This window comes from uncultured Dokdonia sp., from assembly GCF_947492815.1.
In the GTDB taxonomy this organism is placed as follows: Bacteria; Bacteroidota; Bacteroidia; order Flavobacteriales; family Flavobacteriaceae; genus Dokdonia.
Map to the genome: position 1 here is coordinate 1 of NZ_CANLOB010000037.1, position 13,626 is coordinate 13,626.

At 33.9% G+C, this 13,626-nt stretch carries 13 protein-coding genes; 1 reads left to right on the forward strand and 12 read right to left on the reverse strand.

Features of this window, described 5'->3' with window-relative positions:
- Positions 1-191: 191 nt before the first annotated feature.
- Complete coding sequence (locus Q1A01_RS21795) at positions 192-443, reverse strand: hypothetical protein (RefSeq protein WP_299685114.1); 252 nt, start codon at positions 441-443, stop codon at positions 192-194.
- Between the two features lie 519 nt (positions 444-962).
- On the opposite strand from Q1A01_RS21795, the gene Q1A01_RS21800 reads away from it, so the two are divergent.
- Complete coding sequence (locus Q1A01_RS21800; RefSeq protein ID WP_299685116.1) at positions 963-2,447, forward strand: hypothetical protein; 1,485 nt, start codon at positions 963-965, stop codon at positions 2,445-2,447.
- Positions 2,448-2,592: 145 nt separating this feature from the next.
- Here Q1A01_RS21800 and argH read toward each other — a convergent pair whose 3' ends face one another.
- The 11 genes from argH to Q1A01_RS21855 form a co-directional block, all read right to left on the reverse strand.
- The gene (gene argH / locus Q1A01_RS21805) at positions 2,593-3,876 is read right to left on the reverse strand and encodes an argininosuccinate lyase (protein ID WP_299685118.1); all 1,284 of its coding nucleotides are present in this window, start codon (positions 3,874-3,876) and stop codon (positions 2,593-2,595) included.
- Between the two features lie 106 nt (positions 3,877-3,982).
- Positions 3,983-5,050, reverse strand: a complete 1,068-nt coding sequence (locus Q1A01_RS21810) for a M20/M25/M40 family metallo-hydrolase (RefSeq protein ID WP_299685175.1) — start codon at positions 5,048-5,050, stop codon at positions 3,983-3,985.
- A complete protein-coding gene (argB, locus tag Q1A01_RS21815; RefSeq protein WP_299685120.1) occupies positions 5,050-5,826 on the reverse strand; it encodes an acetylglutamate kinase in 777 nt (258 codons plus the stop codon). The genes Q1A01_RS21810 and argB overlap by 1 nt, the downstream gene beginning before the upstream one ends.
- Before the next feature lies 1 nt (position 5,827).
- A complete protein-coding gene (locus tag Q1A01_RS21820) occupies positions 5,828-6,763 on the reverse strand; it encodes an acetylornithine carbamoyltransferase (protein ID WP_299685122.1) in 936 nt (311 codons plus the stop codon).
- On the reverse strand, positions 6,760-7,884 hold the full coding sequence (locus Q1A01_RS21825; protein WP_299685124.1) for an aminotransferase class III-fold pyridoxal phosphate-dependent enzyme: 1,125 nt from the start codon (positions 7,882-7,884) through the stop codon (positions 6,760-6,762). Before Q1A01_RS21825 ends, Q1A01_RS21820 begins: the two co-directional genes overlap by 4 nt.
- Positions 7,881-8,681, reverse strand: a complete 801-nt coding sequence (gene proC, locus Q1A01_RS21830; protein WP_299685126.1) for a pyrroline-5-carboxylate reductase — start codon at positions 8,679-8,681, stop codon at positions 7,881-7,883. The genes Q1A01_RS21825 and proC overlap by 4 nt, the downstream gene beginning before the upstream one ends.
- 11 nt (positions 8,682-8,692) lie before the next feature.
- A complete protein-coding gene (argC, locus tag Q1A01_RS21835; RefSeq protein ID WP_299685128.1) occupies positions 8,693-9,670 on the reverse strand; it encodes an N-acetyl-gamma-glutamyl-phosphate reductase in 978 nt (325 codons plus the stop codon).
- Entirely contained in the window at positions 9,667-10,863 is a 1,197-nt protein-coding gene (locus Q1A01_RS21840; protein ID WP_299685130.1) for an argininosuccinate synthase domain-containing protein, read from the reverse strand. Before Q1A01_RS21840 ends, argC begins: the two co-directional genes overlap by 4 nt.
- On the reverse strand, positions 10,860-11,477 hold the full coding sequence (locus Q1A01_RS21845; RefSeq protein ID WP_299685132.1) for a GNAT family N-acetyltransferase: 618 nt from the start codon (positions 11,475-11,477) through the stop codon (positions 10,860-10,862). Before Q1A01_RS21845 ends, Q1A01_RS21840 begins: the two co-directional genes overlap by 4 nt.
- Positions 11,478-12,049: 572 nt before the next feature.
- The gene (locus Q1A01_RS21850) at positions 12,050-12,361 is read right to left on the reverse strand and encodes a hypothetical protein (RefSeq protein WP_299685134.1); all 312 of its coding nucleotides are present in this window, start codon (positions 12,359-12,361) and stop codon (positions 12,050-12,052) included.
- Between the two features lie 108 nt (positions 12,362-12,469).
- On the reverse strand, positions 12,470-13,429 hold the full coding sequence (locus Q1A01_RS21855) for a sodium-dependent bicarbonate transport family permease (RefSeq protein ID WP_299685136.1): 960 nt from the start codon (positions 13,427-13,429) through the stop codon (positions 12,470-12,472).
- Positions 13,430-13,626 lie beyond the last annotated feature (197 nt).

Sequence of the window (13,626 nt, forward strand, 5' to 3'; positions counted from 1 at the left end):
GTCTAAGGACAGTTCCATTTTTTTTTACAAAAATCCAACTTCTATTTTAATTCACACACAACTTTTAGGAATGATCCGTTTTTATAGGTCAATTCATCAAAGCTTTTTCTTTTGTTTTTTTCTTGTCCTTTCCACTCAAACCACTCAATATATTCTTTTTCTCTACTAAAATCACCAGCTATTAACTCTGGTCATTTTGTTATAATTTCATCTCTAATTATAGGGAAATCTATTAAACAAATAGCTCTGTAATCATCTTCTGTTAGTAAATCAAACCATTCGTCTTTTGTTAAAGGATAATCTTCTTTATTATATGAATTATAAATCATAGGAATGTTTTTGAACATGTGTAAGGATATTTCATCATAAATAATTCCTGTATGCTTATTCTCTATAATATATCCCATTCTAGAATCTACATCTAGTATAAATGAAATTATCACTTTTTCATTATGCAAAATGATTTTACTATCATTTATTTTTTTAGTTTAAAACTATATTGGGTTATTATTTCCTTCCAATTATCTTAATTCTTTATCATTAATCCATTTTCTAATAATCTGTATCCTTTTTTAAGTAAATATTGATACTCGAAATAAAGATATGTTTTCTGATTTTTTGTTTTATGTGATTTTTACTTTTTTGTTCATCTAAACACCCTGTAGTTCAAATGTTATAGGCTCATTGTAAAATCCATTTGGTATAACTTGAAAAGGTAATAGATGCAAAGACTAATAGAGATTCCATTGTGTGTTTTAGTTGTATTATAAGTGAAAATAAGGACTGTATCACCATTTTTCTTAATGTAATCTCTTTGTTAATTACTAAAAACCAATACTTTTTACTTTACAACAGACGTATTAATTCCAAAACCAAGTATTTCTACGTAATTGAGATTGTGAAAGTTTTGTTAATTTTGTAATACCCTGAAAATGAAACTATAACCATTTAATTGCAAATCAATGAAATTTAAATCGATTATTTTAAAAAGTATACTAGCCCTAGGGGTTGTATTACTTTCTTTTAGTGCCTGTGATAAAAAGACACAAGAAAAAGCAATACCAGAATCAAAACTGAACACATACAGTGACTTAGCGGTCGCTACCTCAACATCGGCTCCTTGTGATTGTGAAACAGACTGGTTTCCACATTCGCAAACGCCTGCACCTGAAGAAGGGATAGGAAGCCCTTTTGACACAGAAAACACGACCAATTGTATGTTTCAACAATGGTCATTCCAAAAGTTTTTATGGTTAACGAAAACTCAAAGAAATGGAAAACCACTATTCCTAAATGAGTTGAAACAAGTGACAAACCAAATGGAAACGGTTACGATTCCTGCAGGAACTTCTGTTGCGTTATCTAGTATCAATCAAGCAGGGCTTGATGGAGTGTTACAAACAATCCCAGGCTACAGTGCCGATGGTAAAACTTCTGATACAGTTTATTATTCTATTCATGTAAATGCTATATTAGAAACTGCGATTACGAAATATGTGGATAGTATAAAGAATGGTACATTATCTAGAAATAATAATGCGACCTTCCCAATAGGATCTTTAGAGACGAAAGTTTCTTGGGTTCCAGTAACATCTTTACCAAGTGCAGATATAGCTAAAAATGATTATTACACAACCATGGCGGCTGTTACACAAAAAGACGGTTCTGTTGTTAATGAACAAGTAGCTTTATTAGGAATGCATGTTGTAGGTGTAGTTATTAATCACCCAGAATTTATATGGGCTACCTTCGAACATAATACCTTAGCACCCATATTTGATTTTGATTCTAATACCGTGAGTTCAGATGAGAATACATTAATTTTTGAAAAAGGAACAGCCTCAGATGTTAATGGAATACGATGGAAAGATGGAAAACCAGTAGCAGCAAATCAAGCCTTTGGGTTATTTAAGTATGGTGTAGCTGTTACAGGAAGTGGCCCTAATGATTATGTGAAAACTAGCCAATCAGAACCAGATAACTATCATAAGATAGATAGCCTTAATATGTGTGTTTCTGCTAATTTAAAAAGCGAAAATGACGTTTGGCAAAATTACCAATACGATGGAGCTATTTGGTTAAATATGGATGGCTTAACAACAACACAACAAGCAGATACTATTGTTAAATTATATAGACATATTAAAGATGCAACACCAGGGTCTATGGCAAGAGGATCATTAGCTTCTGCAAATGTTACAATGGAAACATATACGCAAACATATCAAACCACTCATGATAAAATTACAGATGCTTCAAACCTTATAAACTGTTTTAGTTGTCATCGTGGTGCTCCAGATACAGGAAGTGATACCATACGATCTCCGTTGTATTTAAGTCATGTGTTTAGTGGAAATGTTTCTCTTATTGTAGATGAACAAACACCTACAGAAATTGAAGCTAATAAACTGAAAGCCTTTATGAAAGTAATGTCTAAATCAAAATAAGGTTTAGAAATTAGTTTTATAAGATGTAGTAGGATTCGTTCGCATTTATAAAATAAGAAAGAGGCTGTCTAAAAAGATGTAACCATCGTCAAACTGAAATGAATTCATAATGACGTCTTAAGTTGCTTTTTAGACAGCCTTTTTTTCATATACTAGTTTCATCCATCTTCTGCTGAATCTTATCCAAACATAAATTTCCCATACTACCCATATGCGTATGTGATTTTGCAGATTCAGGACTATAGGTTCCAGCTTGTACCTGAGATCCGATTTGTTGATATGCATCCCTAAAAGAATGACCATTCATAACTAAAGTATTAATACTATCTACCGTAAATAAATGCTGATATTTTTCATCTTGAAGATCAATGTCTTTTATGATTATTTGTTGTATTGCATAATTAAAAATATCTAAAACCTCCTTCACTTCTTGAAAAGCAGTAATGCTATTTTCTTTTAGAAGCTGAAAATCTCTGTGATATCCACTTGGTAGATTGTTAGTGATTAATAACATTTCTGTATGTAAACTTTGGATTTTATTGCACTTCCCTCTAATGAGTTCAAAGACATCAGGATTTTTCTTGTGTGGCATAATACTACTGCCTGTTGTAAACTGATCAGGAAAAGATATAAAACCAAAATTTTGACTCATGTATAAGCAAATATCCATCGCAAATCTTCCTAGGGTATTACATAATCCTCCCAACGCACTGGCAATGGTACGTTCATTTTTTCCTCTGCTTAATTGTGCCGAAATAACATTGTATTTGAGTGTAGAAAAATTTAATTCCTTTGTTGTAAATTCCCTGTCAATAGGGAATGAACTCCCATAACCAGCAGCCGATCCTAATGGGTTTTGATCTACGGTTTTTAATGCAGCATTTAGCATATATACATCGTCTATCAATACCTCTGCATATCCAGAAAACCATAAACCAAAAGAAGAAGGCATTGCAACCTGTAAATGGGTATATCCAGGAATAATAACATCTTTATGAGTTTCAGCTAGCGTTAGTAACGTATCAAAAAAGGTGTTTGTTTTTGAGATTATCGCTTGCAAATAATCTTTGTAGAACAATTGTAAAGCCACTAAAACTTGATCATTTCTTGAACGTGCTGTATGGATTTTTTTACCCACATCTCCATACGCTAGTGTAAGCTCATATTCTATTTTAGAATGTACATCTTCAAACTGTGATTCTATGACAAATGTACCTTCTTCAATTTGTGTTGCTAATGCCTGCAAACCTTCTTCAAGTTGTTGTAATTCCTCCAAAGAAATAATGTCAATTGCAGCAAGCATTTTTGCATGTGCTAGTGAAGCCTTTAGATCATATATAGCAATATGGAGATCAATTTCTCTGTCATTTCCTACCGTAAATTTTTCTATTTGTTGGTCTATTGTAAATCCTTTATCCCAAAGTTTCATAGTATTATTTTTTAGTGTATTGTTACTACTCGTGTAGCGTAATTTCTTTCTAGTTTGATGTCTGTTGTATACGCTTTCGCGAAAGCGTACTCAGTAATTTAATAATCTATGTAATCGCTTTTTCTAATAAAGCAGTATATAGTTGAATAGCTTCTTCAATTTCTGAAATGTAAATAAACTCATCTGCGGTATGAGAGCGTTTACTATCTCCAGGGCCTAATTTTAAAGAAGGGCATTTCAGTACCGCCTGATCGGATAACGTAGGCGATCCATAGGTATTCCTACCCAGAGAAATACCTGCTTTTACAAGTGAATGCTCTGATGAAATAGAAGACGAGTTTAATCGTAAACCACGAGGCGTTATACGATCACAGGGTGCTTCTTTTTCTAAAAGCGTTGCAATCTCTTGGTTAGAATAGGCATCATTGACACGTACATCAATGACCAAAGCTACTTCTGCAGGAACAGCATTGTGTTGTACTCCTGCATTGATTTGCGTCACTGTCATCTTCACATCACCCAATACTTCTGAAGTTTTTTGAAAGGTGTACTTTTGAAACCAATCCAATACTTCAATGGTGTTATAAATAGCATTATTATCATTAGGGTGTGCTGCATGACTTGCAGTACCTGCTACAATAGCATCAAAAACGACCAGTCCTTTTTCGGCGATGGCAAGATGCATGCCTGTAGGTTCTCCTACGATAGCAACATCTATTTTAGGAATGATATCTAAGATGCTATGCAATCCTTTTGGACCACTATTTTCTTCTTCTCCGGAAGCAACAAAAACCAAGTTGTAATTAAGGTCTTCTCTGTGATAGTAATAGGTAAATGTAGCAAGCAAAGAAACCAATGCGCCTCCTGCATCATTACTTCCTAATCCGTATAATTTTCCATCTTCTACCATTGCCATAAAAGGATCTTTTGTATATCCTTTGTTGGGTTGCACAGTATCATGATGTGAATTAAGTAAGAGACTTGGTTTGCTTTCGCGAAAGCTTTTATTAGTAGCCCAGATATTATGATTTTCTCTTTTATATGGGATCTTGTATCTCGTAAACCATTCTATAATAAGTGCCGCAGTATGATCTTCTTTTCCAGAAAATGAAGGTGTCTCAATTAATTTTTTGAGAAGTCTGATGGCATTTGTCGTGATCTGTTCTAAAGTCATCATTGTTGTATAGATGTGTGGGTGAATGTTGGGTTAAATAGCATGTCTGTTAGACCAATGCATACTTTGTGTACTTTATGTTTAATGGCATGAAAACAATTGTCTATTTTAGGAATCATGCCTGCTGTAATAATTCCTTCGTCAATAAGAGATTTATAATTGGTCTCAGTTATAGTCTCAATGATAGTATCTTCATCTTCAATAGATCTTAAAACACCTTTCTTCTCAAAACAGTAGTATAATTCCACTTTGTATTTTTTTGAAAAAGCAATGGCTAGTTCTGAGGCAATAGTATCTGCATTTGTGTTTAATAATTGTCCTTGTGCATCATGTGTAATGGCGCAAAAAATGGGTGTAATTTTATGTGTAATTAGAAGATCTACTACTGTTGTATGTACCTTTTTTATATCGCCTACAAATCCATAATCAATTTTTTGAATAGGTCTTTTGTTGGCAATAATTGTATTGCCATCGGCACCAGAAAATCCGATAGCATTGCAATGATATGCTTGTAAACTAGCTACAATATTTTTATTGATTTTGCCGGCATACGCCATGGTAATAATCTCTAAGGTATCTGCATTAGTGATACGTCTCCCTTCATGCATATTAACTTCTATATTCATTTGGTGGGCTAGGGAAGTGGCTATTTTTCCGCCCCCATGTACTAGTATTTTTGGTTCGTTTAACGCAGCGAACTTTTCTAAAAAAGTAGCTAGCTTTTTGGAATCATTAATAATAGCGCCTCCTATTTTTACAATTTTAAGTGTTTGCATGTTATTGGTTTTCTAATAGTTTTTTTAATACGATCTGAGCAGCATACGTTCTATTGTTTGCTTGTTCAATAACAATAGCATTTTTGCTGTCTAAAACGGCACCCTCTATCACTATATTTCTACGAACAGGAAGACAATGCATACAAGAAGCATCTCCTATTTTATCTTTGGTAATCATCCAGTTTGGATCTTGGTTTAGTACTTGTCCATAGGTGTCATAACTACTCCAATTTTTTACATACACAATATCTGCGTCTTTTAAGGCTTCTTTTTGATTATAAGAAACAACAGTGTTTTTAATAATCTTAGGAGATAAATCATACCCTTCGGGATGTGTGATAGAAAAATCTACTTCTAAAGACTGCATTGTTTTTATAAAAGAATTTGCAACGGCATGCGGGAGTGCTTTAGGGTGAGGCGCCCATGATAATACAACCTTTGGTTTCTTTTTAGTTGTGATTTCAGTGATAGTAATCGCATCTGTAAGTGCTTGTAATGGATGTGCGGTTGCACTCTCCATATTGACAATAGGAACCGTTGCATACTTTTTAAAACTATGAATGACATGGTCAGCCGCATCTTCTTCTTTATTTTTTAATCCAGGAAACGCTCTTACAGCAATAATATCTGCATACTGAGAGATTACTTGAGCAGCTTCCTTTATATGTTCGGCAGTTTGTAAATTCATAATGGTACCATCTTTAAATTCTAGATTCCATGTGTTGTTTATATTTAAGATCATCACATCCATTCCTAGATTTTTCGCTGCTTTTTCAGTGCTTAATCGGGTACGTAAACTGGAATTAAAAAATAACATTACTAAGGTTTTATGTTTTCCTAGATGATCATGCTGAAACGGATCTTTTTTTAAGGAAATCGCTTCTTGAATGATTTTGGGGAGATTTTCTATGTCAGAGATATCTATATAGTTTTTCATAATTCTTTTTCTAATGCGTCTATAAATTGATCTATGTGTTCTTTCTGTACGGTTAAAGGCGGAAGAATTCGTAATAGATTTGGATTTTTGGAATTCCCAGTAAATATGTGATGTTTGTGTATAAGTGTTTTGCGTAATTCGGCAATAGGAAAATCAAACACTAATCCGAGCATGAGTCCGCGACCTTTTACCGTTTTAAGTTTTGGAAGTGTTTGCGCTTTTTCTATAAAATAATGAGCAATTTTTTGAGCATGTACTAACAAGCTTTGAATTTTTATAACTTCTAGTACAGCTAAAGAAGCTACACATGCTAAATGATTTCCTCCAAACGTCGTTCCTAACATACCAAAAGATGGTTTTAAATTCGGGTGAATTAAAATGCCTCCAATGGGAAAGCCATTCCCCATTCCTTTTGCCATAGAGATAATGTCTGGTGTGATCTTGTGTTTTTGAAAAGCAAAGAAATCGCCTGTTCTTCCAAAGCCTGATTGTACTTCATCTGCAATGAGTAAGGTGTTATGTTCTTCACAAAGTTTCGCGACAGCGGTATAAAACGCCGTAGGCATTTCATCCAGACCTCCAACACCTTGAATACATTCTATAATCACGGCACAGGTTTTCTTTTGTTTAAGAATTGTTTCAACCTGATAGATATCTCCCAGATCTACAAAATCAACTTCTTGTTGAGCATTGATAGGAGCAATAATCTTAGGGTTATCTGTAGCAGCTACTGCAGCAGAAGTTCGCCCATGAAATGAATTTTTAAATGCGAGTATTTTCTCTTTTCCAGTGTAAAAAGAAGCTAGTTTTAATGCGTTTTCATTGGCTTCAGCTCCAGAATTACAGAGAAATAATTGATATTCCTCACATTGAGAAAGAGCGCCTAGTTTGTTTGCTAATTCTTGCTGTAGCGGGTTTTGGACAGAATTACTATAAAATCCTATTTTCTGTAATTGCTCACTAATACGTTTTACATAATGTGGGTGCGAGTGACCAATAGAAATCACCGCATGGCCACCATACAGGTCTAAATATTTGATGTGATTTGAATCATACACAAATACGTCTTGTGCATGTGTAGGTGTGATATCAAATAAAGGGTATACATTAAATAAACTCATAACTGTTCTTTTTTGATCGTATTGATTTTAGTGAATGAGGCTACCATGCCTTGAATGAGTGAAGAGCTCAATCCTTTATGTTCCATTTCATTGAGACCTTCAATGGTACATCCTTTTGGTGTGGTCACTCTGTCTATTTCTTGTTCTGGATGCTGTTTATTTTGAATCAATAAACTGGCAGCTCCTTCACTTGTATACATAGCAAGTTCTTGCGCTTCTTTAGCATCAAATCCTAATTGAATAGCCGCTTGTGTTGTGGCTCTTATCAAACGCATCCAAAAGGCAATACCACTTGCACAAACTACCGTAGCGGCTTGCATTTGGGATTCAGGAATTTGAAGCGTATGTCCTAGTTCATTAAAAATAATTGCTGCTGTTTTAATGCGTTGTTCTCCTTGCGCATTCCCACATAAGCATGTCATCGATTTTCCAACAGCAATCGCTGTATTAGGCATGGCTCTAATGATGGCTTGTTGCTTGCCAATAATATCTTCTATGTTCGCTATGGAAAAACCAGTAATCGTAGAGATAATGATATGTTTCTCGGTAAGTACTGTCTTTGCGTCTATTAATAATTGCTCTATTTGAGCAGGTTGAACAGCAACGATGACTATTTCAGATTGTTGAATGGCAAAGACATTGTCTTGGGTAATGACAATATGTTTGTTGTCTTCAAATTCTTTAAGATCTTTTAGATTTCTTTTGGTGAGATATAAGGTGTCTATATCTTGATTACTTACTAATCCTTTTGCAATAGATTTCCCTAAATTCCCTGTTCCTATAATGGCTATTTTCATAAGTAATTTGTTTAAAAATTTGATCCTTTTAAGTTTAGGCCGTCTGTTTCCATAAGACCAAAGGCTAAATTCATATTTTGAATGGCTTGTCCAGAGGCGCCTTTTAATAAATTGTCAAGGACGCTTGTGATTAATAATTTGTGCTGATGTTTTTCTAAATGAAGGATGCATTTATTGGTATTTACCACTTGTTTTAAATGAATATTCTCATCAGATACTATAGTAAAAGGCGCCTCATGATAGTACGTTTTATATAAAGCGATAGCTTCTTTTAGTGTTCCTTTAAAATGGGTGTACGCTGTCGCGAAAATGCCTCTTGAAAAATTCCCTCTGTTAGGAATGAAATGAATTTCTGAAGAAAAGTCATCCTGTAATTGATGCATAGTTTGTTGTATTTCTCCTAAATGTTGATGGTTAAAAGCTTTGTAATGAGAAAAGTTATTATCCCTCCAAGTGAAATGTGTTGTTTTAGAAAGCGATACACCTGCCCCTGTTGCTCCTGTTACGGCATTGATGTGAATGTCTTTTGTCAATAGTTTATGAGCTGCAAGCGGCATTAGGGCCAGTTGAATAGCAGTCGCAAAACATCCTGGATTTGCAATATATTGAGCTTGTTGTATCGCTTTTTTGTTTACTTCTGGTAAACCATATATAAACTTTTTCTCTTTATATGTTGCTTCCTCAGAAAGCCTAAAATCATTACTTAAATCAATGATCTTCGTGTCTTTTGAAAAGGAATGCTTTTCTAAGAACTCTTTAGATTTTCCATGTCCTAAACAGAGAAATACAACAGCTACATTAGGATTGATGGTGTCTGTAAATAGCATATCTATAGTGCCTATTACGTCCTGATGTATGTGATGTATAGGGTTACCTGCATTAGAAGTACTGAAAACAAAATCAATCTGTACTTTAGGATGATGTACTAAGGTTCTTATAAGTTCTCCTGCAGTGTATCCTGCACCTCCTATGATTCCTGCTTTTATCATGATGTTGCGTGTATTTGTTGGTATATCTTATTCTGATTTCCATTAATTTTTATAAATCCTTTAGCATCTTGGGCAGTCCATTGTGTGTTCATTTCACCATAGCTTCCAAATTTTGAGCACATCAAGTCATTCTTAGAACTAATACCTTCTAAGAAAAAGTGATATGGCTGAAGGATCACCATGACATCTCCTGAAACTTTTTCTTGGCTATTTGTTAGGAAGGCTTCGATATCTCTCATCACAGGATCGAGGTATTGGCCTTCGTGTAAATGCATTCCATAGAAATTAGAGAGGTATTCTTTATGTTGTAATTGCCACTTGGTAAGGGTGTGTTTTTCTAATAAGTGATGCGCCTTGATACTAATCAAGGCTGCTGCAGCCTCAAACCCGACACGCCCTTTGATTCCAACAATAGTGTCACCTACATGGATGTCTCTTCCTATAGCGTAAGGAGCTGCTAGGTTTTGTAGGGTTTCAATGTTTTTTTCAGGAGTTTGTTGGTTTCCATTAATGGCTATGAGTTCCCCCTGATCAAAGGTGAGAACTACTTTTTCTTTTCCTTCTTTAGTAAGTTGGGAAGGAAAGGCTGATTCAGGTAAACCCAGTTCTGAGGTTAATGTTTCTTCACCTCCAACGCTTGTTCCCCAGAGACCTTTGTTAATAGAGTATTTTGCTTTCTCCCAAGGGATATCTACATCATGGCTTTTGAGGTATTCAATTTCTTCTTGTCTAGAAAGCTGCTGATCTCTTATAGGGGTTATGATTTCAATTTCTGGCGCAAGCGTTTGAAAAATCATATCAAAACGCACTTGGTCATTACCTGCACCAGTGCTTCCATGTGCTATATAAGTTGCATTAATATTTTTTGCATATTCAATAATTTCAATAGCTTGAATAATACGTTCAGCACTCACTGATAATGGATAGGTATTGTTTTTTAAGACATTTCCGAAAATCAAATATTTTATTACTTTTTGGTAGAAAGAGGTAATCGCATCTATATTTTTATAGGTTGTTACACCTAATGTATACGCAGTATTCTCTATCATATTAATTTCTTTATTTGTAAAACCACCAGTGTTTACACTTACGGCATGCACTTCAAAACCTTTTTCTTTTGATAAATGAACGGCGCAATACGATGTGTCTAAACCTCCACTATAGGCTAATACTATTTTTTTTGATGTATTCATTTCTTTTTGTTTTTTAAAAACAATGATTGTTTGATGCTTTTTAATCTGGTAAAAGCTTTCGTTGTGATTTTTTTAGGTGTTGTATTTGATTTGGTATGTGGGTCGTATAACATCCCTGTACATAGGCACATGGATTGTTGTGTACGTTTTAAAACATCGAAGTTTTTGCAGGTTTGACAACCATCCCAAAAGGTTTGATCTTTTGTGAGTTCAGAAAAAGTAACAGGCGTATATCCTAGGTTACTATTTAGTTTCATTACAGCAAGTCCTGTGGTAATACTAAATATTTTTGCATTAGGAAATTTAGTTCTTGAATGTTCAAAAACGCATTGCTTAATTTTTTTAGCAAGTCCCTGTCCTCTATAATCAGGATGAACAATTAAACCAGAGTTTGCAACAAACTTTCCATGACTCCAAGTTTCTATGTAGCAAAAACCTGCAAATTTATTTTTATCTAGAGCGATCACAGCATTTCCTTTTTCCATTTTTGAAATGATATATTCAGGCTTTCGTCTAGCGATACCTGTTCCTCGTGTTTGCGCAGCCTTTTCTATCGTGTCGCATATGACTTGCGCATATGCTGTATGTGTTTGATCAGCAATAATGATTTTCATTGTTGATGATTTAAAAAGTTAAAATGTATTGTATCGAATTTTGAAAAGAAGAACCGGACTCACCTAAGTTCTATAAATAGAAGTACACCCTTACGGGCGGCGGCGGAAAAAGGGACGTGCAACATCCTGGCTATTTTTTGGAATAGCTATTTGGTAGTTGTATGATTTGAAATTTAAATGGTACACGATAAAAAAATAAAAACAGAATAATAGTATGCGGCTGGCTATATAGAATTAGCGTCGGCGTCGCACAGGGGGGGCGATATATACTATATGTGTTTTATTTTTTGAAGTAATCATAGTACAAATGTAGAACTTTTTTTAAATAATACGGTGTTTAGGATTTTTTTTTAATGAAATAACAAGTAGAGAATATTTTTGCAATTAACTGAGTATTTAGTGAATCTGTTTGTTTTGACTTACTTGAAATAAAAAATAGCGACCAGTTTGGGATCGCTATTTTTGAATAATAAAACATATATAAAGTACGAAGTACCAGTTGTTACTTTATATACTATTTTAAACTAAACTAAATTATATATAGAATAAGGCTTGAGTGAGATTATGCTTAATTAATCTTCAAGTGTGATTTGGATAATACTTTCCATTTTTATTTTCTTTCCTTCAAGCTTTGCTTGTAAAAAGATATCTTCAGCTTTGATTTTTGCTTCTTCAAGTTCTACAATTCTATTTCTATCAGATGTGCAAGAATCACTATGATCTGTTTCATAAAGGGACATGCGCTTTACTTGGTGGAAATTTATTTTTTTTGCAATCATAGGAGTTAAAATTTCCTGTGCTTCTGATGCTGTAAAACATCCATCTATTAAATTAATTTGATGTTTGTCTTTTGCTACTTCTGGAGATGATACTAGCGTATTCATAAAATATCTATTTTATACTATGTTATTATTTTATGTTACAAATGTCTAACTAATTACGCATATATTTTTATTTATATATTTAATGATTGGTATTAATTATATTTATGATTATTGTATCAGACATAAATATAAAGGCATTCCTAAGGTAATATTAAAGGGAAATGTAATAGCTAATGCCATAGGAATATATAAACTAGGATTTGCTTTTGGTGCTGCAAGTTTCATGGCAGCAGGTACAGCAATGTAGGATGCGCTAGCTGCTAGTATTGCAAATAGAAGTCTATTACCTTCACTTTCTATAAACCAGCCACTTATTATTGCAACAGCACATCCATTTATGATTGGAATAACAATAGCAAATATGAAGGCAAACCAACCTTTCTTTATAAGATCAGATAATTTTCGTCCACTAGTAATTCCCATATCTAATAGAAATACAGCTAAAAACCCTTTAAATATATCTGTAGTGAATGGTTTTATACCCTCTGCTTGTGCTTCGCTAGTTAAGAAGCCTATAATTAAACTTCCTATAATGAGTAAAACACTTCCATTTGTTAAGGCGTGATGTAGTACTTTTTTCATGGGGACTCTATCGTCTTTTTTATTTTTTGCAAATATGGTGATGAGTAATAGTCCTACCATGATAGAAGGCGCTTCCATAAGTGCCATCACGGCAACCATGTGGCCATTAAAAGCAATTTGTTCCATTTCAAGAAAAGAAATAGTAGTGACGAAGGTAACGGCGCTTACAGATCCATATGCTGCAGCAATAGCTCCTGAGTTTTCTAAAGAAAACTTTTTTCTTAAGATAAAAAATGTATAAAAAGGAATGACTATTGCGAGAAGCATGCCGAATAGTAAAGACCATAAGATTTCACTATTAAATGTACTATGTGCTAATTCCTGGCCTCCTTTAAAACCAATACATAGAAGTAAATAAAGTGATATAAACTTTGAAGAGTTTCCGGGGATGTTTAAATCACTCTTTAGTTGCACAGCAATAATTCCTAAAAAGAAGAATAGTAATGCTGGGTTTGTTAAATTATCAAATAATAAATGTAAATCCATTCTTTTGATGTGTTGTATGTAATTAATTACTAGCTTTTTTAACTGATAGAAGCATACATATGATGCTTGTTGCGATTAAGATTTCTGTAAGAAAGAGATAGTTGTTGATCACTGAGAGTCCTATGAAGAAACTAAAAAAAAGTAGGATAGTTACTTTACTTATAGTACTATAAGAATGTCTTTTTTTAGAAGTTTCT